The sequence below is a fragment of the Caballeronia sp. LZ035 genome, from assembly GCF_031451175.1.
Taxonomy (GTDB): domain Bacteria; phylum Pseudomonadota; class Gammaproteobacteria; order Burkholderiales; family Burkholderiaceae; genus Caballeronia.
In genome coordinates this window covers 1,057,302-1,080,566 of the sequence record NZ_JARUXS010000001.1, presented here as the reverse complement: position 1 = coordinate 1,080,566, position 23,265 = coordinate 1,057,302, and the positions used below count along the sequence as shown (strand labels likewise).

Sequence of the window (23,265 nt, the reverse complement as noted above, 5' to 3'; positions counted from 1 at the left end):
CGATCGTCAGTTTATCAGGGAGCCGATATGGATTTTCTGCATGAGCAGTTGGATGAATCAAACAACGAGCATTTCGTCGCGAGGGAGGAAACTGATGATGCGGGTAGCATCAGAAGAGAAGCTCCACCGCCGAAAGGAGGAATCAATATGGACAGCGCTCGGTTCGGATACCGCTAAGTCGTAGCGCTCGATCGAGGATAAAGCGATGCTCTCTGGAAGAATCGATCTGCAATCTCGTGAACTTCACTTGGCAAGGCGTTCGCACGGGCACGGCACTAATCAACTGGTCCTGGAGAACAACCCATTTCTTCAAAGCATTACACTGCGGTCCGACGACGTAACGCATGTGCTTACGTTTGAGAGCACCGAATCCTCGATTGCAACTGTCGAAGACATAGAGCTGCATAGTTCAGGAAATAGTGAGGAACGCGTCGCAACGTTGATTAGCAAATTCGACTTGCTTGGATGTGCCTTCTTTGCCCTGCGGCTTGATGGCTCACCGGGAAAGAACTTGGAGCTTTCAATTCGGGCTAGTGCATACTATCCTGTCCCGTTATATCTGCTCAAATCCCCCGATTGTGTTGATATAGATTGGGATATTGTGCGGTTGCTGAAGACGCATCGCTGCACTCTCGATGCAGACTATGCTAAGGCGATTCATGCAGGCACTGTGCCTTACGGAAGCTCAACTATCGCGGCCGAAATCAAGATGCTCCCCGAACGGTCAACGGCGATTATCAACAATACAGGCGTTCGGATAGATGCGGCTCCAGACGCATGGTTGCCGGCCAGACGAAGCCTTAAGCCGGGATGCGACGCGAGCATGCTTCTCTCTGACAGATTGTCGGCTTTTGTCGCCGACCGCTACAAAATAAGCCCCTCGATTGCGGTCGAGGTGAGCGGCGGCGTCGATTCCGCACTGCTCGTGGCTTTGATGAAGCACCGTGGTCTAAAGCCCTGCTCGCTAGGCGCCGTCATCAGTGAATCAAACCCGAATGGTCCGCAAACGTATCGGATCGCGCAGATTGAAGAAAGGCTGCAACACGAGATTTTGCGTGTGGGTGCATGGAGCTTACTAGACCAAACATGTCGAAGTGTTGCTGATCAATATCAACCGGACGCGTATGGCGAATATTGTTATGGCGCATTTGGCAGGCTTTGGGACGATTTTGTTCGCGCTGGGTGTGTGGCCATCGTGGGAGGGTATGGCGGGGATGAGCTCTTATTGCCGTCGGGAAGCATCTTGACAGTGAACGAAAGTATTGGTCAATACCCTGAACGGACTGCAAATTTCCCTGCGGCCGTGCCTATCGTCTCGTCGTCCGCCCTCTTGGCGTGCGCGAATCACGCCCCTAGCCTTCTTCGGCGAGGACTTTGGCCAATTCGGCCCTATTGCGACCCTCGCTTAGCGAGATTTTGCTACACGCTGCCTGATGCGAGTGGGAAAAATAAGCGCGTGTTCAAAGACGCGCTTGCAGCAATGTCGCTCGCAGATCTGTTTCATGACGGATATCTGAAAGAGTCGCTTAGCGATTTGATCAGAGCAGCAACAACCTCAGAGAAACGACCTGGTGAGATCGATGCCGTTCCCGGAGATCCTACCCATGCTGGTAAAGTGAGGCCGGAACGCATTTGGTTGGAGGAAGTTACGGAAAAGCTGCTAGGAATATCGCGCGCCGAGCTGGAGGGGCTTTTGAAAGAGGGGCAGCTGTCATCACAAGCGAGATCGCGAGGTTCGTTTTGGTAACCAAACAAATAAGAGATGCGCTTTACAGCCAGTTCGGCGAAGACTTTGAAAAGATCAAGCTCGTCTCGAACGGTTACCACAAAATTTTCTTGCTTGAAAAAGGCCGCGAGAAATTCTTCCTCAAAGTCTATTCCCCTCCCCTGCCGTCTGCGATCGATCCGAAATTGGAAGCCCGGCTCCTGCAGGACCTGGAGCGTCGTCACGTTCAAGGTTCCGTCCGTGTAGTAGCTAGTGGAGCTGTTGCTTTCGACGGGGGACTTCCACGCGACTACATCGTTTGCACTGAAGCTCGCGGCAAGGGTCTGGTTTTGAACGAAGAAGACTTCCGTGCTTTCGGCTCTTCGTTAGCGACGCTTCACTTGCAAGCCCATGCATCTGCGACTGCGTTGTTGCCGAAGACCTCTCCAGTTGACTACTGCGAGTACGCGTCGAAGATGTTGGCTGACCGGGACGATCCGAAGGCTTGTGCACGCCTTCGTAGAAACTTAGAGAACGCAGCAAAGGCTCTTGAAGCAGCCAGTCTCGAACACGCTTTCATCCATGGTGATGCGAGGATCGACAACGCCCGACGATCAAAGCTCGGTGTGACTTTCTTCGACTTCGAACAAGCTTCACAGGGGCCAACTGCCTTCGATTTGTCGACGGTAGCGTGGTGGCTGAACGCCGCAAGCGATGGTGAACAGCATCGTCTATGGTCAGCCTGCTTACGCGGGTACACAGAGGTAAATAGGGCGATTGCTGAATCGCTAGCGCTACTTCCTGAATTGCTCATTGCAAACGAAGCACGTGCGTTGCCGCTGCTATCTCGCGTAGTTGGGACTAAAAGTCGAGTGTGGTCATCGGCCATCACTCAGCTTACCGATGTGACAGATCGCTACGAGGTGGATCGACTGGCGGTATTGCCTTCCGGGCTTCGCGGTACGGATTGGTGCACTCAGTGACATACGGGTCGCATCGCGGCATGGAACCGGCAAGCTTATGGGAAAGGGGGAGCAACGGAACGGTCGGTCCCGGAGCGAATCGCTCCAGACTTTTGTTCCCTCTCCTCAAAGAGCATGCCGCCTTGACAACTCGCACGCAGGCATGGGTTGGCAATTTATCGACTGCCGATGCCTCGCTCCAGCTATTTTCGACGGCATCGCCAATGCCGAGTATCTCGCGGCGCACGACGGCGTGGAGTTCGTGGACGAGTTGCGCGCGCGGGCAATGGATTGAAACGGCCGAATCGAATCAGGGCGTCGCCGGCTCGATCATCGTCTCGCAACCTTCGGCCAATGAAGCTATGACGCTCGCAACCTGTCTAGCTGCCGATGCAAAGATCCGCGTCACACTCTGACCCAAACTGGCGGTCCCGCTGCATTTGCGGCAATTGCCGCTTCTTTCGTTCTTGAACCCCGATGGCCACACTGCCTCCTGCATCGTTGTCGCGCTTCTTTGCGCTTCCCGTCGAGGTACACGCCCAGCTATGCGCGACCATGCTCAATAGCGCAAGCGTCATCGTCAAGCTGTTCATGCCGTTGCTCCTTCGAGGCAGCTACACGCTGGGATTCATAACGATCGGATTGCTGATGGCCGCCTACGGAGCGGGTTGCGTCGCCGGTGCCTATGCTGGCGGGGCATTGACGGCCCGCGTGGATGCGCGCAAGCTCACTGCGGTCTGTCTCTGCGCAAGCGGTGCCTTGTCCGTCGGCCTTTCGCAATTGCCCACAGTGACTTGGCTGTTAGTCATTGTGCCCGCAATCGGTATCGCGGACGGCGCGTTCCGGCCCGCGAATCTGCGGCTCGTGATGGAAGCCGCCACGTCAGACAATGCGAACTGGATGCAGGGCCTGCACCGGATCTGCTTCAACGTTGGGGTCGCGCTCGCCGGTGTCGCCGCAGCCGGGCTGTCAGACATCGGCTACCCAACTCTGTTCGCCGCCGCTGGTGCGGCAAACGTCTTTGGCGGGGGTCTACTAATTTCGTCACGCGAGCGACCGCGCCAGCGCGACCGAGTCCCGCCCCAGCCACGACTCGGCGGCCCCCCGCGCGGTCACATACGCATCCGAGTCCGTATCTCCGTGGGGTGATCGCGTATTCCTGCTGTTCGTGCTTGGCCAATTGATCGCACTAGGCATCTTCGACCAAATGTACGGTGCATTCGGTCTCTTCCTGTCCGAAAACTATCGGCTTGATACGCGCTGGATTGGCTATCTGTTCTCATTCAACGCGATACTCATTGTGGTCGCGCAGGCGCCGGCGATGGTGCTGATTCACCGAATCGGCCTAGTCGCCGCGAGCCGGTGGGGCACTCTACTGCTCGCGGTCGCGTTTCCGTTGCTGAATGTCGGCCGCGGCCCCGCGCTGGCCATCGCGACGATGACCTGCATCACGGCGGCCGAGATCATACTAACGCCTGCGTGGACGCTAGCCGTAATGAACCGCAGCGATGGTCGCGACCGCGGCCGCTATCTGGGGATATTTACCGCCGCCTGGCTCGGCCATTCGCTGTACGGTCCAGCCGCCGGCACATTGATATACGGCACGCTGGGCGGCCGCAATCTGTGGTGGGCGTGCGCGGTGGCCGGCCTCGTCGTCTGGACGTTGCACCGTCGGGTGGTCGGCAGACTTTCTGCGTCAATGCCGCGAGGATGAGGGTTCTGTCGCGATATGAGGGAGTTTCCGCAACGGAAAGTCGTACGCTAAGCTCACCCGCCGCCGGCTCGGCGCGGTCCTACGTTCGGGTACGGCCCGCCGCTGCAGCAAGAGCCAGCCATGAAGGGACGGTCGAGGTCGTCGTCCGGCTCGAATACGTGAGGACTCGTCCAGACTCGTTAATGACTCTTCTTGGGCGTGCTTTTCGTGACTGGCACCGCTTCAACCCGGCCACAAGCGGTCGGTTCGGGTCGCCACCCAATGCGGGTATCCAAGGTCTCGTCCGCCCACGCTCAACGGCCGGTCTTCGGCAAGCAGGTCGCAGTGGCATTGCCTCAACGCGGCCAGTTTCTGCCGAGCGCCTGAATGGAGGACGACCATTCGAACGGCCCCTTTGGCTCCCAAACGCGCCACACATTTCGCGATGCGGCGACCGGCTGCAAAGGGTCGGGAATACGCACTGCCAACTGGCTGCTTTCGGGCTATCAGTTGGAAGAGCGGACTGACGCAGTTCGACCCATTCGAGCCGTTCAATCTGGAGCCTTGGAAACGACTGCTTCCGACCCATATCCGCCGCTCAAGACACGGTGCCGCAATGTCTCTTGCTGACGACATTCCGCCGTTCGAACGTTCATGGTTCGGGCGGAACTCCCTGAACTGGCTAAGCGAGCGTTGACAGGGAATCAACTTTCCATGGTGTTCGGATGTTGCTTGCGCGCGAGATCAGCGGCTCAGAACTGACGAAATGTCCTACCTCCAATACTCTAAAACTCGGCTTGCTTGAACGGTGATGCCCCGTCGAGCCAATCGTAATGCTCGGCTGTTCGACACCAGCTTTTTGATGTTCGTGCAGAACGGCCCTTCGCCCATTCCGAAGGCGATCCGTACGGCAAGTAGACTCGCGAGACCGACCGTCGCCGCCGTCAGTCCGCAAAAGAGCGACCACAGCATCGACATCGTGAGCGCGAGACGCGGACCGTATCTGTCCGCCGACCAGCCGCCGATGAAGCAGAACACCGCATACCCGACGAAAAACTCGAAAACACGATGCCGAGCTGCGCCGGATCGAGGCCAAGTTCTTCCGTGATGAGCGGCGCGGTGATCGAAAGCGCGACGCGATCGATATAGCTGATCGGTCCGCCGACGAACAGCAGGCAGCGCGAGCGCGTCTCCATGATGTCTTCTTAGTTACGGATCCGGATTCGATGTCGAGCCGGCCAGTTCGACAAAACGCTTAAGCATCCAATGTACGTTTAAAGTATTCAGCCGGCGGTTTCGTTTCAATCGGTCCTGCTACCAAGAGTTCTACCGATAGAGCGACTTTGAAGACGTTCGCGGATAGCGAAGTGATCGCGCGTCGAGCGATCGGCGCGCGCTAATCAGTTTGCCCGCGGCGAAAAATCTGCCGCGGGCTCGCTTCCGGCTGACGAGACGCGCCTATGCGCGCGGTTTGGCAACGATGGCGATGATCACCGCACCGAGCACCAGCATGACGGCGATGAGATACAAGCCGTTATTCAGGTTGCCAGTCGCGGTTTTTACCCAGCCGAGCAGGAACGGGCTGAAGAAGCCACCTGTCAAGCCGATGCAGTTGATTAACGCAATCCCGCCGGGTGCGGCCTTTGGCGGCAGCGTCGCCATTGGCACGGAGAGCAGGATGGGCATCGCGGCGAACAGCGTGATAGTCGCGATCGACAGCGCGATCAGCGTGAGAGGCAGGTTCTGCGCGGCGAACGACAACGCGGTCAGCGACGCAGCGCCCGAGAGGCAGCAGAAGAACGCGTGCCAGCGGCGCTCCATCGAGCGATCGGAGTTGCGCGACAGCAGCACCATGCCAATCGCGCCCGCGCCGTACGGCACGATACCCCACAGGCCGATCGCTGAGGCGGTCGCGATGCCGGCTGAGCGCAGCATCATCGGCATCCAGAACGTCACTGCGTAAATGCCGCAGACGATCGTGAACCACGCCGCCGCGATCGCGTAGACTTTTGGATCGCGCAACGCCTCGCGAAAGCCGTGTCCATCGCGCTCGCGTCCCGGCGACACTTCGCGCGTCACGGTCTGTTGCTGAAGCGGCGTGAGCCAGCGTGCGTGATGCGGGGTATCGGGCAACAGCCACAGTGCGAGCACGCCGAGCAGCACCGTCGGCGCGCCTTCGATCAGGAAGAGCCATTGCCAGCCGCGCAATCCGGCGACGCCGTTCATTGAGTCGAGGATCCAGCCCGACAACGGCGAACCGAACAGGCCGGCAATCGTGCTGCCGCTTAGAAACAGCGCGGTCATCTGCGCAAGCCGGTGACGCGGATACCAGAACGTCAGATACAGCATCACGCCGGGCGCGAAACCCGCTTCGAACACACCGAGCAGCACGCGCACCGCGTAAAAGCTCGTTGGACTCTTGACGAACATCATGCAGCACGACGTGATGCCCCACAGGATCATGATGCGCGACATCGTCAGACGCGCGCCGATCTTCTGCATCAGCAAGTTGCTCGGTACCTCGCAGAGGAAGTAGCTGGCGAAGAAAACGCCTGCGCCCAAGCCGTAAACCGCATCGGTGAAGCCGAGATCGCCTTTCATCTGCAACGCGGCAAAACCGATGTTGATGCGATCTAGGTAAGCGAACACGTAGCCGAGAAACAGCATCGGCAACAGTCGCCAGCTGATCCTGCGGTGCAGCGACGCGTGTTCATCGTCGAGTGCTGCGGCGAGGATGGACCGCTCGGTGGGTTGCATGGGTTGTCTCCGGCGCTAAGGCTGGTTATCAGTTTTGTTGCAGTTGCCTAGTTCGGGCGGCCGCTACGCGCGCCCCATCACGTATGCGTCGTTCAGCGACACCGGCGCGCCCGCGCGCGTGGCGATCACGGCATCGGGAAACGCCTGCGTGATTTCCACGTGCTGCGCTTTCAGGCGCGTGAGCAGTTCGTGCAGACGCAGCACCGCCGCGCCTTCGATGTCGTGCAGCACCGCGACGGTCCAGTCCTGCGCGTCGACGTCCGCAAGCAGCCGGTCCACCCAGTTCGCGGGATCGTCCCAGTCGTGCGGCACGCTGTTCCACAGCACGCTCGTCTGCTTATGCGCGAGCAGATAATCGACCGCGTGTTCGCTGAAGAGATGAGGGCCGAGGATGCCGAGATTGCCGTATGGCCGGAACAGCTTTTCCACGTGACTATGCGCGCCGATCATCGTCTGCGGCTCGCCGATCTCGCGTTCGACATAACCCGGCTCGTCGCTTTCGCCGAGCGCCACCGAATGCGTGAGCGTGTGGGTGCCGATCCAATGTCCGTCGGCGGCGATCGCATCAAGCAGCGCGGCCGCACGCGGATCGCGCAGATTGCTGCCGACCACGAAAAAGGTCGCCTTGACGTCGTGACGGCGCAGCGTCGCCAGCACCTGTTCGGTGACGCCGGGCGTCGGGCCGTTGTCAAAACTCAGAGAAATGCGTTTCATCGCGTCACGCTCCGTTCACGACGCGATGCGTCTGTGCGCCGAGCCCCGTGATGGTCTGAGCGATCGTGTCGCCAACCTTCAGGAACTGCGGCGGCTTCATGCCAAGGCCGACGCCCGCAGGCGTGCCAGTGATGATCAGATCGCCGGGCTTGAGCGTCATGAACTGGCTCACGTAGCTGACCACCGTGTTGACCGGGAAAATCAGGTCTTCGGTGTTGCCGCTTTGACGCTGTTCGCCGTTCACCTTCAGCTCCAGCTCCAGCCTGCCCGGCTGCGCAATCTCGTCGGCGCTGACAAACCACGGTCCGACTGGTGTGAAGGTGTCGAAGCTCTTGCCCTTGCCCCACTGACCATTGCGATTCAGCTGCCAGTCGCGCTCGGATACGTCGTTGACCATCACGTAACCGGCGATGCTTGCCCAGGCCGCCTGCTCATCCACGCGCGAAGTCGTACTGCCGATCACGATGCCGAGTTCCACCTCCCAGTCGGTTTTCTGCGAACCCGCCGGCAGCACGATGTCGTCGTCGGGACCGCTGATCGACGACGTCGATTTACTGAACACGACCGGCTCGGTCGGAATGGGCAGATTCGCTTCGATCGCGTGATCACGGTAGTTGAGCCCGATCGCGACGATCTCGCGCACCGCCGCGAGCGGCGAGCCAAGCCGTGGCGTGCCCGCCACCTCCGGCAGCTTCGATGCGTCGAGCGCGCGCAGAAAACGCAGCCCTTCCGGTGACAGCACGGTCGCGTCGATGTCCGACACGATTGGCGACAGCGCCCGCAGCGTGCCGTTGGCGTCGAGCATGCCCGGCAGTTCGGAACCCGCCGGTCCATAGCGCAGCAATTTCATATCGATGATCCTTTGACGATGTTTCCAATAAAATATATATTTTTTGGAAGTGTATACTTCATCACGACTTCTCGCTCTCGAGGGTTTTCCCGCAACCGCACGCTTTGCCCCATGTCCACCGTACCGATTTCTTCGCCGCGCACCCAGGCGAGCGCGCTAGTTGAGCAGCTGCGCCGCGACATCGTCGCGGGCGTGCTGCCGCCCGGCGGCAAACTAAAGATCAGCGATCTCGCCGCCACTTACGGTGCGGGTGTGATCCCGACGCGCGAGGCGCTGGCCCGGCTGTCCAGTTCGGGACTGGTGGTCGCGGAAGATCAGCGTGGCTTCCGGGTTGCGCCGGTGTCGCTCGACGAATTGCAGGATCTCGGCGCGCTGCGCCGCACGCTGGAAACACGGGCGCTGGTCGAATCGATGTCGCAAGGCGACATCGAGTGGGAAACGCGACTGATCGCTGCGCATCACCGGATGAGCCGGCTCGACATGCGCACGCAACACGGCGAAGCGGGCTTTGCGGAGGATTGGGACGCCGCCCACGTCGAATTTCATCTGGCGTTACTGGGTGCATGCCGCTCGCCATGGCTGATGCAGTTCGTGCGCATGCTCGGCGAACAGATGAACCGCTATCGTCACCTGTCAACGCGTGCCGATCAGGCCGACACGCGCGACATCGCCACCGAACACACCACACTGCTAGAAGCAGCGCTTGCGCGCGACGCGGACCGAGCCTGCATGCTTCTGTGCGATCACTTTTCGCGCACCGAGGCAGATGCGCGAGAAGCGTTGTCACGGTTGTAACGCCGCTAATCAGAATCATCGGACACTCCGGCACCATCGTCACTGCGCAGCAGCTTGAAACGTGACGATCCCGATGTGACGGGCGCCGATATTGCGTCTGCGACCGCGACTCATACGGAAGAATTGCCACGCAAAGGAGACGCCCCTGCTCTGCCTCTCTCGTGCCGACTTCCGGCCGACCCATGTATCACCGGGTGCCCAATTAATCTGCTAATGCAAGGTGATTGCGGCGCGTCGTTCCTGACGTCGCCGAAGGATGCGCCCGTATCTGCACGGCCAGACGGGAAGCGATCGTTAACTTCCGGCGTACTGCCCACACGATCCAGCAAGGACACCACGCGTCTGTCTATGATCACGAACCGGGCTTATGCACTCACTGTCACGCTCACGCTCGCATCGGGTACTACGATGCTTTTCGCATCGTCGGCACAAAGAGCCGAGCGCGCGGCGGTGACGCAACGGTACTCGATGACCGCTCGATAGCGGCTCGCATGCTTTGCAGCAGCGTCCATCCGCGCCCTTCAAATGCTAACCGTCAATCGGATGGCGCGGATAGGCCAGCGAAGGTGTCCGACTCTTCGCTGGCCATAGCCAGGCTCGGCGGTTGATTGTGGCGTAGCGGGCAAAGCCCCGCACGTACATGCCGTATGTGACCTGTTTCCCCGACGGCAGTTGGGCGCGAAACTAATGGTCTTCTGGACGATCATTTTCAGCAGCGGTAACGACATTAGAATTGGCGAAAGAACCCTTGCGGCGATCGTCTCATCTTGGCCGATCGCGTGAGGTCGTCAACAGCCGCTTAACGGCACTCCACTTCTCGGAACCTGGATCTGGCTGACTGACCGCTTTGGAGGCGGCCGACTGATCGGAGTGGGTCAGAAGTACGCATTGCTGAGCGACCGCTCTGAGCAGTACAAATCTGTCGACCGCTTTGCAGCGATAAGGCTGGAGAGCGGACGTCCGCAGCTAGGCCCGTTGTCCCCATCCGCTATTGCGCGAAGCGGCCGTTCAGTTACCCTCGACTCAGCTAGGCGCAAAGACCTCGCGCGACATGTCGACGCTCGAAGCATTCAGACCAACTGCGCTCGAAAAAGCTGCAGCCAGACCACGGAATACAGCCGAGATCAAAACCGTGAACGGCGTGTGACTCCAGCCCGCTTGCGTCACTGCCTGCATCTCCGTGGCCTGCAATTCGGCTCCGGTCATCACCGCTGGACGATCATCTAGCCGGTAGGCTGACCATCCACGGACATCGAGCTAGGGTCGGTGTTCGACTTTGAGACCGGCATTGGTGCCGGGCCGGTTATCCCCACCCTGCAGCCTTGAGCGCTCTCGCTATCTTCTGAGCCACGTCGGAAGCAACTCGGGATCGTGCCTTAAATGCATGATTGCAACCGGCTCGGAAGGTTGTCCCTTGAAGTTCGTCGAACGGCGTGCGAGGGCACAGCCAGAGCATGAGAAGTGCGCTGGGAGGAAGTGCCGACTAAACCTGCATCCGCATGCTCAGCGGCACAGAAGTCAGTGCGGCGGACGACCATATCTTGTCGGCACAGTGCATTGCATCCGGTACCGCTTAGAGTTCAAGCGGCTATGCGCATCGTGCACGACGACGCTGTTTTCCAGATCGTGGCCCTGCAGCCTTATTGCCGCCTGGGTCACTGTGCGAGCTTTACGATCAAACCAGTCGGCAAAATGAGCGCTTCTCACAGCTGAGACAACATTTTCCGTTTTGGTGGATGGGATGGTGGATGGTCTTCAAAAATCGGGCTGAAAATCCTATATTTACTCACTCTCTGGCGGACACCGCCTCCGCCAACATTCGATGAAAACGGGCCTTTGCGGCCCGTTTTTTTTGCCTCATGCGCTCGCCATGGGTTAAGGGCCTCACATGCTCATGCGAAGTCCTGTGCACACCCTCACTTTTCGACCTGCCGCGCTGTAGATCTCGAAATCTGCGAACCTGTCCCAATGAGGTCATGCGAAAGAGGTGGTCAGCGAAAGCGGCGCTTCGTGACGCGTTCGACATCACGCAATCCTCCCCACCCGACGAGCCGCCCTCCAGTCTTTTCAACGCCGTGTCGCCCGCCGATACGCAGGGTTTCGAGGGCTTCTGCCGCGAAACCATCAATTCAAGCAGCCCGTTTCCGCTATCACGCTTGAACGGGCCATGCATCGTCGCGGGACTGCTTCCAAGGCCAAGCTCCTGCGAATTGGCACGCGCCAACGCGCAGCCCGATTGTCTAGCGCTTGCGCAGCCAGATGCTCGCACCCGTGTTCTTCATGCAGAGGGGCATGTTCTTCACGAACCAGCTTTCGTGGAAATGCTGCATATAGGTGTTGAACATGACGACCTCGAACGCCGAGTTGTTCTGGAGGAATGCACGCAACATGTACGCCTCGTTCCAGGCACGCCCTTCCTCGATCCATTGGCGTGGATATTCGAACGGATAGAAGATGTCGTGGAAGTGGACGTACACGCCGCTCGCCAGCGAGGGCAGCACGTTGAAGATGATCTGATTCACGTCGCTGCCCACTTTGCTCACGTGCGTGGAGTCGACGAACAGCACATCGTTGGCTTGCAGCGCGCCAAAGGTTGCCAGATCAACGTCCTGAACGCCGGTCGGAATGATGGTGACGCGTTGTGTGTCGCCCTCCTTCAAGAGCGAATGGAGCAACTCGGGATAAGGCTCGATAAACGTGCAGACGATCGAATTATCGAACCAGTGCTCGTTGGTATCGAGCAGCATGCACGACGAATAGCCTGAACCGATTTCAATTACGCGGGCTGGCTTGACGTGGCGCAACATCATGTTGAGGAAGATTGCGTCTGAATGCCCGTAAGCCGGGTTCCGATAGCGATACCTAAATCCCGCGGTTTCATCGTCACCGAATGGCAGATCGCGATATTGATCAAGAAACGACTCGAGCAAGGACAATTGCGACGCTTCGCGCAGGTCGATTCCCGGCAACTCGCGCGGCCATTCGCCGAAGATGCGCTGCTGATTCCGTTGCACTTCCTTCAGAGCGGGAATGGGCGAATAAAAATGCCCGTTGGGCACGAACGGCGGACCTTCGCCGAAACGTTGAAGCCTGTCGAGATCGGCGTGAACGCGGTTCAGTGTCTGGTGCTCTTGAGTCTCGAGCGTTTCGACGGACGAGCGCAACGAATCGCGCTCGTCATTGGCTGCCTGGAGATACGCGAGCAACTCGTCGCGCTTGTCATTGGCCGCCTGGAGATAGACAAGCAACTCGTCGCGCTCGGTGGCGAGCGTGTTGCGCTGAACCTCGATTCGGCGGCACTCTGCCGTGGCTTCGTCCCGCTCGATTCTCGAGCGGTCGCGATCCGCGGCGGCGGCATCACGCTCCAGAAGGAGCGCGCTCTTTGAATCGATCAGCTTTTTTATGGGCGGCGCATTCAGTGCAATTGATTTGGCGACACTACGCAGATATCCATTCATTTGAATTTCAACCGCCCCTGTCACGAAGGAAGCCTATGCTAACTTAAACAATGGAAAATGAATCGTTGTATTTAAAAGTTCAGCCAAACGTCGAGAGCCATAAGCAAAATGCAAGTTCCAGCGCTGCTTCTCTGACACCCAACAGGCGGATCGAGTTACCCATTCAAACAACGCAGGTTCGTGGGAAGTACGACGGTTGGCTCCCTTCCGGCGGAGCGGCGAGCGTCGGGGCGGAGGCTGAGCAGAGAAGCGCATTCGCCAGACTCGCGTTGCGCTCGTCACGCGAATTTACCTACCAGTGTGTGATTGCGCGCGACGAAGTCGTGCTGTGCCGGCAGCGCCAGCAATAGCCCGTCAGCGACGCGGCAATGCGCTTCGCAAGTTCGTCGGCCTCGACGATCCTTGCCTGTGCCGCCAGTACTTGTATGACCGCCGGCGCCTGATCCGGCGTGATCGTGCAGGTACGGCCTCATGGCCATTCCCCCGCCGCCCCACCACATGAACACTTTTTCATCTCGCGCTCATCGTGGCGACGCGGCCGTTTCGTACTCTATCCCTAACGCTGCTGCACCGGCCCGATCCGATTCGAACCACCCGCCTGCGGGAATAGCGAATACCACCGGAAGCAGCAGCGCAGCCGCCCTCCGGGACGGCGCCGATCTCACTCACCTCGACGACCACGCGCTGCACACGTCAGCCGTATTCATGTCGTCGTCAAGCCACGCGCACGACGGAACTGGTGGCCCGTCGTGCTTTGGTCCGGGCTCTCCGCCCGGACATTTTTTTTGCGCGCCCAAGACCGGGAACGCCGAGGCAACCCTCGCCGCTCCCGACGCATCCTCTTCTCAAGTCCCCGCTGCCGCGCCGCACTGGCTGCAAAACTTCGCGCCTTGCACGAGTGCCTGACGACATTGCGCACACGACTGCGGCACGAGCGGCGTCGCGCACTGCGAGCAGAAGCGCGCACCTTCCGGATGGCCGGCATTGCATCTCGGGCAGATCACCGCGGCGGGCGGACGCGGCGCTGCTGGCGCGGGCGCCCTTCCCCAGCCCTCGTTCCCTTGTCCGCCATGATGCCCGTGTCCCCCTTCATGTGAACGGCCATGACCGCGTTGCGCCGAATGACCACGATGCCCGCCGAACGCGCGCTCGAACCAGTTCATACCGCCTCTCCTGAAAGTCGAAAGTCGCAAGTCGCGAGTCACTTGCGCAGCAGACGCAAGCCGTTCGCCACCACCAGCAGGCTCGCGCCGACATCCGCGAACACGGCCATCCACATGGTCCCGATGCCCCCGATGGTGAGCCCCAGGAACAGCGCCTTGATCCCCAGCGCCAGCACGATGTTCTGCACGAGCACGCGATGCGTCGCCTTCGACAAGCGGATGAACGCCGGAATCTTTCTCAGGTCGTCGTCCATCAGCGCGACGTCGGCGGTTTCGATGGCCGTATCCGTACCCATCGCGCCCATCGCGAAGCCGATGTCCGCGCGCGCCAGCGCCGGCGCATCGTTGATGCCGTCGCCGACCATGCCCACCATCGTCTGCCCCGCCGAGAGCTGCTCGACGGCCCGCAGCTTGTCCTCGGGAAGCTGGTCGCCCTCGGCGCGCTCGACGCCCACTTCTTGGGCAATCGCCGCCGCCGTGTGCGCGTTGTCGCCGGTGAGCATGACGGTGCGTACGCCCAGCGCATGCAGCTCGGCGACGGCCGCGCGGCTCGTCTCCTTCACCGTGTCCGCGACAGCGAACAGCGCCAGCACGCGCGCTTCATCAGCGAGCATCACGACGGTCCTGCCGTCTTGCTCATGACGTTGCAACTGCGCTTCGAGTTCCGTCGAACACAGGCCGAGCGTCTTCACCATCCGGTGGTTGCCAAGCGTATGGCGACGCCCGTTCACCCGGCCCGCAATGCCTTGCCCCGGCAGGGCTTCGAAGTCATCGACGGGCTGCAGGCCGACCGCATCCATCGCGCCGGCGCGGGCGATGGCCGTCGATACCGGATGGTCGGAGCGGCTCGCCAGGCTGACGGCAATCGCGCGCACCTCCGCCTCCGGAAGATCGCTCGTCGTCTGCTCGAACGCGACCTGCACCGGCTTGCCGCGGGTCAGCGTGCCGGTCTTGTCGAGTGCGAGCCAGCGCAGCTTCCGACCTTGTTCGAGAAAGGTCCCGCCCTTCACGAGCATGCCCTTGCGCGCCGCCGCGGCAAGCCCGCTGACGATGGACACCGGTGTCGAGATCACCAGCGCGCACGGGCACGCAATCACGAGCAACACCAGCGCCTTGTACAGCCAGGCGAGCCAGGCGCCCGCGAACAGCAGCGGCGGCAGCACGGCGACGCCGACCGCGACCAGGAACACGATCGGCGTGTAGATGCGCGCGAATTGATCGACGAAGCGCTGCGTCGGCGCGCGCGTGCCTTGCGCGTTCTCCACGGCGTGGATGATGCGGGCGAGCGTCGACTGGCCGGCGGCTGCCGTCACCTCGTACTCGAACGAACCGGACTGGTTGATCGTGCCGGCGAAGACGTCGTCGCCGGGCGCTTTCTCGACGGGCAGGCTCTCGCCGGTGATCGGCGACTGATCGATCGTCGAGCGGCCCGCAGTGATCCTCCCGTCCAGCGCAATGCGCTCGCCCGGCCGCACCCGCGCGACGGCGCCCGGCGTGACCGCCGTTGCCTCGACGTCGCGCCACGAACCGTCCGGCTGCCGGACGGTGGCGGTGTCGGGCGCCAGCTTCATCAAGCCTTCAATGGCATTGCGCGCGCGATCGAGCGAGCGTGCCTCGATGAGTTCGGCGATCGTGAACAGCACCATCACCATCGCTGCCTCGGGCCATTGGCGCAGCGCGAGCGCGCCGGTCACCGCGATGCTCATCAGCGCGTTGATGTTGATGTTCAGGTTGCGAATGGCCACCCAGCCTTTCTTGTAGGTGCCGACGCCCGAAGCCGCGATCGCCAGCACCGCGAGCGCCGCGACGAGCCACTCGGGCGCGCCGAGCCAGTTCGCGGTCTCCGCGCCCAGCGCGGCGACGCAGGCCGCACCGAGCAGCCACAGGCGCTTGCGGGAGGGCGCGGGAGAGGCGGCGCGGGCGCCGGTTTTGGCGTCATCCGCGAGTTCCGCCGCGAAGCCGAGCGACGAGAGTGCCTTGAGCACGGCATCGAGTCCGTCGGGTCGATGCACGACCGTCAACACGCGCTGCATCAGGTTGAACTGCATCTCGCGGACTTCCGGCAGGGCGCCGAGCTTCTTGCGGATCAGCGCTTCCTCGGTCGGGCAGTCCATCTGCGCAATGCGCATCTGCGTACGAACGAAACCTCCCGATACGACGGACTGGCCCAGCGCGACGGGGGCCGTTGCCGGTTGTGTGTCTGTGGCGTGGTCGTGGTCGTGGTCGTGGTTGTGGCCGTGGCCGTGGCCGTGGCCGTGGTCGTGGCCGTGGTCGTGGTCGTGGTCGTAGCCGTGGTCGTGGTCGTGGCCAGGTCCGTGGTAGTGACCAGGTTCGTGTCCGTGCCCGTGTTGAAGCCCATCACGATGCGCGTGTCCAACGTCACCCACGTCCGGCTCCTTTCGAAGCTCGATGATCGAATCATGTCCTTCGCAGCACTGTTTCATTTTCGCTATCCCTTAACGCCATGGGGCGAGTAAACACCCTGGAGGAACTCCAGGGTCAAGGGACGATTCCGTGAAAACAGTCCTTTCGCGCGACAGCACGTCGACGCTTGCATGGCGCCATGCAAAGGAAGGCACAAGGTGCCTGGGCGCGCAAATGAATCGCGCTGTGTCGGTCATGCGTAAAAATCGCGGTGAACACACGGGCCGCAGGCCCATCTAACCGCCCACATCGATCACTACGCGGAGACGCTCATGAAATCAGGCCGCATCCTGCCCTTTCTCTTCGGTGCGCTGCTCGCCGCCAGCCTGCCGGCGCAGGCGCAGCCCAACCCGAACGCGCAATGGCGTCACTCGGAAACCACCTTCTTCGATCTGATCCAGAATGGTTACGGCATCGTCTCGGTAACAAGCGTGGCTGCCCGCAGCACCGGCCTGCCCGAAGACACGTACATTCTGCAGAAGACCAATAGCGTATTCCGCTGCGTCGAAACCCGCGCAGCGGAAACAGGCGCAGTGAGAGCGTCGGCGCCGCTGCGCTGCGCCGAACTGGTCAAACCCTACGTCGACTGATCCGGGGACGTTGCGCCCCGCGGACGCCGCGCTTCAGCCCACCGGCGTCTCGCCCTCGCCCGACTCCTTGCCCGGCCGGTCGTTCGGCCCCTGCTTGCGGTTCTCGTCGCTCCGCTCCGGCAGCTTGCTCTTTTCGTTGTCGCTATGCTCGGCCGGCTGGGCATTGTCCGGCGCCTGATTGTCTGCGTTCATGATGTCATGTCCTCCTTCGAAGCTTTCCTCATGAAAGCCGAAGCAGCAAGTCGCGCGCCCGCACTATCGTGCTGCCGCCCATCCGGCCCGGCCTCCCAGGCACTACCATGGAAGCAGAGCCTTCCACGGTGCCCTCACATGTCCGCCCTTCCCCGTCCCGCCCTCGCCGCCCTGCTCGGCGTGTGCGCTTTGCTCGCGCTGCCCTCATGCACCTTCACGCCGCCGCCCGGTGTCGTCGCGGCGCGCACGGCCCCGCCTTCTCCCCTGCAGGGCTCGACTCTCGACGACTACAAGCAGCGCATCGCGCAACGCATCTTCGAGCGCAATCCGTCGCTGGTGCTCAAGGGCACGCCGCAAGCGATGCTGCGCTCCTTCGTGCTCGTCTCGTTCACGGTGGATCGCGGCGGCCGGCTGGTCGAGTCGTCCGTGTACCGGACCAACGGCGACGACGAAGCCGAATCCACCGCGCTGGCCTCGCTGCGCCGCGCGGCGCCGTTGCCCGCGCCGCCCGTGCGGCTCCTGAACGGCCATGGCCAGCTGGAATTGTTCGAGGGCTGGATGTTCAACGACAACGGCCAGTTCCAGCTGCAAACCTCGCACTCGCCTCAGGCGACGACCATCGACTAGCATCGACCGGTGGCGGTCGCCACGCACGCTCGTTATAATTTTTCGCACCCCGGCCGGACCCGCTTCCGGCGTGGCCTTCGCCCCGCGCCCACCCCGCGCTTCGTGCGAAGCGCCTGAGGCGCAGCCCATCTGCGCCGCGACCACGCGCGGTACTCGCGCATGCCGCCCGACCCTGGCTCCCAGCGTCACCGCATGACCATCCCTACAAAAAGCTGACGCGCGGATAGACGACATCGTTCGTCATCCCATCGCCCTTCGTCCGGCGATGCGCGCGACAATCGACGGCGCCACGCCCCAACGCATCAACGCATCAACGCCCAGCATCAACGCCAAGACAACGGAGACAGCATGTCCTCACCCTCGCTTTCCGCCGCCAAGCCCGGCGACGGATCCCAAAGCGCTTCCCGCGTGATTTTCGCGAGCTTCATCGGCACCGCGATCGAGTTCTACGATTTCTATGTCTATGCGACCGCCGCCGCGCTCGTCATCGGACCTGTGTTCTTTCCGCACGACTCGCCTGCCGCACAGGCGCTGTCGGCGTTCGTCACGTTCGGCATCGCGTTCGTCGCGCGGCCGATCGGCTCGTTCCTGTTCGGGCATTTCGGCGACCGCATCGGCCGCAAGTCGACCCTCGTCGCCTCGCTGCTGGTCATGGGCGTGTCCACGACGCTGATCGGCTTCGTCCCCGGCTACGATTCCATCGGCAGCCTCGCGCCGATCCTGCTGTGCGTGCTGCGCTTCGGCCAGGGCATCGGGCTCGGCGGCGAATGGGGCGGCGCGGCGCTGCTGGCCACCGAGTACGCGCCCCAAGGCAAGCGCGGGCTGTTCGGGATGTTCCCGCAACTCGGGCCGTCGATCGGCTTCCTCGCCTCCAACGGCCTGTTCTTCGGTCTCGCGCTGTCGCTCTCCGACGAACAGTTCCGCAGCTGGGGCTGGCGCGTGCCGTTCATCGTCAGTGCGGTGCTGGTCGCGCTCGGCCTGTACGTGCGCCTGAAGATCGCGGAGACGCCTGCGTTCCGCGCGGCCATCGAGCGCGAGGAGCGCGTCAAGGTGCCGGTCGCGACGCTGCTCGGCAGTCACCTCGTGCCCACGCTGCTCGGCGCGTTCGCGATGGTCGTCTGCTACACGCTGTTCTACATCTCGACGGTGTTTTCGCTGTCATTCGGCGTCGGCAAGCTGCATTTCGCTCGCGAAACCTTTCTCGGGCTGCTGTGCTTCGCGGTGCTGTTCATGGCGCTCGCCACGCCGATTTCCGCGATCGCCAGCGACCGCTTCGGACGCAAGCCGGTGCTCGCGGTCGGCTGTCTGCTCGCGATCCTGTCCGGCTTCACGATGGCGCCGCTGCTCGGCAGCGGCAACACGATCCTGGTTGCGCTGTTCCTGACGATCGAACTGTTCCTGATGGGCGTGACGTTCGCGCCGATGGGCGCGCTGCTGCCCGAGCTGTTTCCGACCAACGTGCGCTATACCGGCGCGGGCGTCGCGTACAACCTCGGCGGGATTCTGGGGGCGTCGGTGGCGCCGTACATCGCGCAATTGCTCGCGAACCGCGGCGGATTGAGCTGGGTGGGCGGGTATGTATCGGCGGCGGCGGCGGTCAGCCTCATCGCGGTGCTGTGCATGCGCGAAACCCGCGATATCACGCTGGAGTGAGCACGCTTGAATGAGTCCGGCGCCGCTCGGCGGTCGTGCCGGTTGCCTGGCTGAACGGGCACTGGCTGGCCGTTGACGAGCGCGATGCGGCGGCGCGGGCATATGCGGCTGATAGACCTGTACGGCTCGTTGACGTGAGCGGCCGCCCAGCGCCGCCTGGGGTTCATGCCAGTGTCCCGCCTGCACGAGTACCGGCCGGCCGTTGACGAACGCGACGCGCAGCGCCATCGGCCGCTGCATCTGATTGACCTGCTGATTTGTTTGATGCGCACGGCCGGCCGGGCGCCCATCAGCGGTCGCGCTGGTAGCCGGCCTGCACAAGCACCGCCGCCCGGCCGTTGACGAACGCGACGCGCAGCGCCATCGGCCGCTGCATCTGAATGACCCTGCTGATTTGTTTGACGCGCACGGCCGGCCGGGCGCCGCTCAGCGGGCGCGCTGGTAGCCGGCCTGCACAAGCACCGCCGCCCGGCCGTTGACGAACGCGACGCGCAGCGCCGTAGGCCGCTGCATCTGATTGACCTGCTGATTTGTTTGACGCGCACGGCCGGCCGGGCACCCATCAGCGGTCGCGCTGGTAGACGGCCTGCACATTCACCGGCGGGCCGTTGACGAGCGCGACGCGCGCGCCATAGGCCGCTGCACCTGAATGACCCTGCTGATTTGTTCGACGCGCACGGCCGGCCGGGCGCCGCTCAGCGGTCGCGCCGGTAGCCGGCCTGCACATTCACCGCCCGGCCGTTGACGAACGCGACGCGTGGCGGTGTAGGCCGCTGCACTTGATTGACCTGCTGATTTGCCTGACGCGCCCAGCCCTCCGCTACCGCTCAGCGGTCGTTCCGATTACCTGCCTGAACCGGCACCGGCCGCCCGTTGACGAGCGCGACGCGCTGCGGCGCCGGGCGCGGTTGGGCCTGCTTGTCGCGCGCCGCCTTCGCCGCCTTGCGATCGGCCCAGAAACGCGCAAGCATCAACAGCGTGACGATGGCGATGCCATCCGCGATCAGTCCCAAAATCCAGTGCGACGGATAGCGTCCGAGTCCGAGCACGCCCATGGCCCGCAGCGCCGAATCCAGCACGAGCGACACACACGCGCCCGCAATGAAGCACACCAACCCTTGCTGCCCGATCGTCACGATGCCCGGCAGCTTGCGCGCGAGCCGTCCGACCCAGCCTGCATAGACCGCGCGCGCAACGATCCACGCGATGGCGGCGAAGCTGACGATGCGCAGGGTCGCAAGATTCTGTTTCATGAATCCCGGCGGCGGCTGCATTTCGAAGAACAGCTTGTAGAACGCGAACACCAGCGCGACAGCGATTGCCACGGCGGTCAACCCGCGCGCGATGCGGCTCGCATGGAACCCTTCACTGATCGGCTGGACGCGCGCGAGCATGCCGGTCACGAACATCAGTTGCCACGCGAAGGGATTGAACGACCACGCTTCCGCATAGGTGCCGGGCAGCGCGCGAGCGAGCGGCGCGGCCGCGAGCCAGACCAGCAGGCTGGCGAAGATCGCGACCACCGGCTTCTTCTGCGCGAGCGGCACAACGACGGGCACGGCAAGAGCGAAGACAGCGTACATCGGCAATACCGCCGACAGATACGGCTGCTGCCTGAGCGTCACGATCTCGCCGATCAGTCCGAGTGGCCGCGCGAGGAAGTTGGGCCATTCGGTGTACTGGAGCATCGGTGTGTCGATCTTCAGCGCCATCATCAGGCCACCGCCGATCAACATCAGCAACGCCGTGAACAGATAGGCGCGATAAATCTCCCAGCTGCGGCGGAAAAAACGTCGGCGTGCGGCCTTGATGCTACGGCGAGTCGCAAGCGCCGTATAAGCCGCCGCCGACGCGTAACCGCCCAGGAAGACGAACACTTCGGCGGAATCGCAAAAGGCATATTGATGCAGCGTAAAGCGCGACAGCACGCTTCCCGTTATATGGTCCACCGCGATAATCAGCAGCACGATTCCTCGAAAGAAATCGACTTCGAGAGAACGTGTTGTCGGGGAAGTCATCGGGTGAATGCTCCACGGGCTGCGGTTCGGCGCCGACAAGGAAACGTCACGCGCACATACGGGGTTTGTACTGACTCCCGAGCGAAAATTCCCTTTATCGACCGTTATTTAAAGTAACACCCGATGCCAGTCGGCAAGCTGGCGGCAAAATGACTTTTTGGCCCGTCACTCAGTCATTTTTGCTGTGCTTATACTTGAAGCGGCATCAAAACACGGTCGACAAAACCAAAACGATTCAGAAAAGCCAATCGCGGATTCTTATCCGCGCTTTAATCGGGAGGCCAACATGCGTTTTCATCTTCAAGGCTCGCATCTGGTGGCAATGATCGCCATCGCGCTGCTGAGCGCCCTGCTGCTCGCCGTGAAATTCCGGCCGGCAACCTGGCGCGGTGTCGTCGCGGAAGCGGTGATTGCGAACGTCGGCGCCATTCTGGCGGTCGTTGCGTTCGAAGTGCTCACCGCCTGACCTGCTCGCTTGCTCGCCCGCAAAAAATTTCAAGCTGTTTGAACTTCGCTGCCGAGAGGCTGTCACACCGGGCAATGTCGTTCAGGCATCCGGCGCTTGCCGGGAGTGTGAACGCCTCCCTTCTCCTCTCCGTTCCTGCTAGCGCGGGAGCGTTCCAGGGCGCCAGGCGAAAGCCTCGCGCCTGTTCTTTTTTCTGCTCCGCGCATGCTGTAGTTCAGAACATGCTTCGCTCACACGCAGCGAACATGCCTGGCCCGCTTAGTCGGCCCGGGCGTTCCCGATCCTTGCGCGTGCCCGGCATGTCGGAATGATACGAATCAGATCCAGTGCCCCGGCACGTAGCGATACTGCCCGCGATACGGCGACCACACGCCCGAGACCCAGCGGCGCCCTGCGCGCACTTCCACCCATCGTCCGGCGGCCCAGACGTAGCGCCCTTGCCAGACCCAGTGTCCGGTTTCTCAGATGAAGCCCGCACGCGGCGGCGGAATGCGCTCGTAGCGCGGCGCGGGCGGTGCGCCCGGCGCGATGATCACCGCGGCGGCGTACGCCTCGGACAGCGTAACGGCACCGGCGGCGATGATCGCGATCTGAACGAGCAGGCGGCGAAGGGACACTTTCATGAACGACCTCTTGTCGAAAAACATCGAACGCGCGCTGGGCGCGCGGCAAAGCTCGCGGCGCAGGAACCTCCGCGAAACAGTTCAATGTGTCGACAGGCCCATGCGATGACAGGCGCAGGCATGCCAGCGGCCCGAATTCGAAACGATGTGTGGACAAGTGTCAGCGACTGTCGATGCGCCTGTCCGCGGCACGTCGAAGCGCGGCGAACACTGCACGCAAACGATAGCGCCTTAAATGAAAAGAGCCGGAATCAAGCGATTCCGGCTCTTTCTGGAAAGCGAACGGTGCGGCACGCGGACGCGCCGCACGACTTCACGCCTGCGGTATTTCGATCTTCACTTCCAGCACTTCGAGATCGTCCTGACGTTCGAGGCTGACCCGAATGTCGTCGTTGGAAATCTTCACGTACTTCGAAATCACCGCAACGAGTTCCCGTTGCAACGCCGGCAGGTAATCGGCGGCGGCTTTGCCACCTGCGCGCTCGTGCGCAATGATCAACTGCAAGCGTTCCTTCGCGACCGAAGCGGACTTTTTCTTCTCGCCCAGCAAAAACGAAAGAATCGACATTGCGTCC

At 61.9% G+C, this 23,265-nt stretch carries 21 protein-coding genes; 10 read left to right on the top strand and 11 right to left on the bottom strand.

Annotation, left to right across the window (positions count from 1 at the left end):
• The first annotated feature begins 205 nt into the window (after positions 1-205).
• From QCE88_RS05060 to QCE88_RS05040, 5 genes are all read left to right on the top strand, one after another.
• Positions 206-1,747, top strand: a complete 1,542-nt coding sequence (locus QCE88_RS05060; protein ID WP_309899739.1) for a hypothetical protein — start codon at positions 206-208, stop codon at positions 1,745-1,747.
• The gene (locus QCE88_RS05055) at positions 1,741-2,688 is read left to right on the top strand and encodes a phosphotransferase (protein ID WP_309899737.1); all 948 of its coding nucleotides are present in this window, start codon (positions 1,741-1,743) and stop codon (positions 2,686-2,688) included. Before QCE88_RS05060 ends, QCE88_RS05055 begins: the two co-directional genes overlap by 7 nt.
• Before the next feature lie 142 nt (positions 2,689-2,830).
• Positions 2,831-2,962, top strand: coding sequence for a hypothetical protein (locus tag QCE88_RS05050; RefSeq protein WP_309899735.1), 132 nt, complete (start codon positions 2,831-2,833; stop codon positions 2,960-2,962).
• 182 nt (positions 2,963-3,144) lie between these two features.
• Complete coding sequence (locus tag QCE88_RS05045) at positions 3,145-3,816, top strand: MFS transporter (protein WP_309899733.1); 672 nt, start codon at positions 3,145-3,147, stop codon at positions 3,814-3,816.
• Positions 3,817-3,874: 58 nt separating this feature from the next.
• A complete protein-coding gene (locus QCE88_RS05040) occupies positions 3,875-4,381 on the top strand; it encodes an MFS transporter (RefSeq protein WP_309899731.1) in 507 nt (168 codons plus the stop codon).
• A gap of 923 nt (positions 4,382-5,304) precedes the next feature.
• Here the strand turns inward: QCE88_RS05040 and QCE88_RS05030 are convergent.
• The 4 genes from QCE88_RS05030 to QCE88_RS05015 form a co-directional block, all read right to left on the bottom strand.
• On the bottom strand, positions 5,305-5,556 hold the full coding sequence (locus QCE88_RS05030) for a hypothetical protein (RefSeq protein ID WP_309903609.1): 252 nt from the start codon (positions 5,554-5,556) through the stop codon (positions 5,305-5,307).
• Positions 5,557-5,818: 262 nt separating this feature from the next.
• The gene (locus QCE88_RS05025) at positions 5,819-7,117 is read right to left on the bottom strand and encodes an MFS transporter (protein ID WP_309899727.1); all 1,299 of its coding nucleotides are present in this window, start codon (positions 7,115-7,117) and stop codon (positions 5,819-5,821) included.
• Positions 7,118-7,180: 63 nt separating this feature from the next.
• Complete coding sequence (locus tag QCE88_RS05020; protein WP_309899725.1) at positions 7,181-7,831, bottom strand: polysaccharide deacetylase family protein; 651 nt, start codon at positions 7,829-7,831, stop codon at positions 7,181-7,183.
• 4 nt (positions 7,832-7,835) lie between these two features.
• Positions 7,836-8,681 (bottom strand): fumarylacetoacetate hydrolase family protein, encoded by an 846-nt coding sequence (locus tag QCE88_RS05015; protein ID WP_309899723.1) that lies wholly within the window; start codon positions 8,679-8,681, stop codon positions 7,836-7,838.
• A 111-nt stretch (positions 8,682-8,792) separates the two neighbouring features.
• Between QCE88_RS05015 and QCE88_RS05010 the strand changes: the two genes are divergently transcribed.
• Positions 8,793-9,476 carry a GntR family transcriptional regulator gene (locus QCE88_RS05010; protein ID WP_309899721.1) on the top strand — a complete coding sequence of 228 codons (684 nt, stop codon included), beginning with the start codon at positions 8,793-8,795 and terminating at the stop codon, positions 9,474-9,476.
• 2,240 nt (positions 9,477-11,716) lie between these two features.
• Here the strand turns inward: QCE88_RS05010 and QCE88_RS05005 are convergent.
• The 3 genes from QCE88_RS05005 to QCE88_RS04995 all read right to left on the bottom strand — a co-directional run bounded on the left by QCE88_RS05005 (position 11,717) and on the right by QCE88_RS04995 (position 16,541).
• Positions 11,717-12,934 carry a class I SAM-dependent methyltransferase gene (locus tag QCE88_RS05005; RefSeq protein ID WP_309899719.1) on the bottom strand — a complete coding sequence of 406 codons (1,218 nt, stop codon included), beginning with the start codon at positions 12,932-12,934 and terminating at the stop codon, positions 11,717-11,719.
• 845 nt (positions 12,935-13,779) lie between these two features.
• Positions 13,780-14,097, bottom strand: coding sequence for a zinc-ribbon domain-containing protein (locus QCE88_RS05000; RefSeq protein WP_309899718.1), 318 nt, complete (start codon positions 14,095-14,097; stop codon positions 13,780-13,782).
• A 38-nt stretch (positions 14,098-14,135) separates the two neighbouring features.
• Positions 14,136-16,541, bottom strand: coding sequence for a heavy metal translocating P-type ATPase (locus QCE88_RS04995; protein ID WP_409018042.1), 2,406 nt, complete (start codon positions 16,539-16,541; stop codon positions 14,136-14,138).
• A gap of 252 nt (positions 16,542-16,793) precedes the next feature.
• On the opposite strand from QCE88_RS04995, the gene QCE88_RS04990 reads away from it, so the two are divergent.
• Positions 16,794-17,111, top strand: coding sequence for a hypothetical protein (locus QCE88_RS04990; RefSeq protein ID WP_309807579.1), 318 nt, complete (start codon positions 16,794-16,796; stop codon positions 17,109-17,111).
• A gap of 33 nt (positions 17,112-17,144) precedes the next feature.
• Here the strand turns inward: QCE88_RS04990 and QCE88_RS04985 are convergent, their stop codons facing one another.
• Positions 17,145-17,303 (bottom strand): hypothetical protein, encoded by a 159-nt coding sequence (locus QCE88_RS04985; protein WP_309807578.1) that lies wholly within the window; start codon positions 17,301-17,303, stop codon positions 17,145-17,147.
• Positions 17,304-17,441: 138 nt separating this feature from the next.
• On the opposite strand from QCE88_RS04985, the gene QCE88_RS04980 reads away from it, so the two are divergent.
• Positions 17,442-17,930 (top strand): TonB family protein, encoded by a 489-nt coding sequence (locus tag QCE88_RS04980; protein WP_309899716.1) that lies wholly within the window; start codon positions 17,442-17,444, stop codon positions 17,928-17,930.
• Between the two features lie 348 nt (positions 17,931-18,278).
• The gene (locus tag QCE88_RS04975; RefSeq protein ID WP_309899713.1) at positions 18,279-19,583 is read left to right on the top strand and encodes an MFS transporter; all 1,305 of its coding nucleotides are present in this window, start codon (positions 18,279-18,281) and stop codon (positions 19,581-19,583) included.
• A gap of 827 nt (positions 19,584-20,410) precedes the next feature.
• Here QCE88_RS04975 and opgC read toward each other — a convergent pair.
• Positions 20,411-21,601, bottom strand: a complete 1,191-nt coding sequence (opgC, locus tag QCE88_RS04970) for an OpgC domain-containing protein (protein ID WP_309899711.1) — start codon at positions 21,599-21,601, stop codon at positions 20,411-20,413.
• Between the two features lie 286 nt (positions 21,602-21,887).
• Here opgC and QCE88_RS04965 point away from each other — a divergent pair, with 286 nt between their 5' ends.
• Positions 21,888-22,067 (top strand): hypothetical protein, encoded by a 180-nt coding sequence (locus QCE88_RS04965; protein WP_309899709.1) that lies wholly within the window; start codon positions 21,888-21,890, stop codon positions 22,065-22,067.
• A 461-nt stretch (positions 22,068-22,528) separates the two neighbouring features.
• Here the strand turns inward: QCE88_RS04965 and QCE88_RS04960 are convergent, their stop codons facing one another.
• Complete coding sequence (locus QCE88_RS04960; RefSeq protein ID WP_309899707.1) at positions 22,529-22,690, bottom strand: hypothetical protein; 162 nt, start codon at positions 22,688-22,690, stop codon at positions 22,529-22,531.
• A 313-nt stretch (positions 22,691-23,003) separates the two neighbouring features.
• Positions 23,004-23,258, bottom strand: coding sequence for a cell division topological specificity factor MinE (minE, locus tag QCE88_RS04955; RefSeq protein WP_035926261.1), 255 nt, complete (start codon positions 23,256-23,258; stop codon positions 23,004-23,006).
• Positions 23,259-23,265 lie beyond the last annotated feature (7 nt).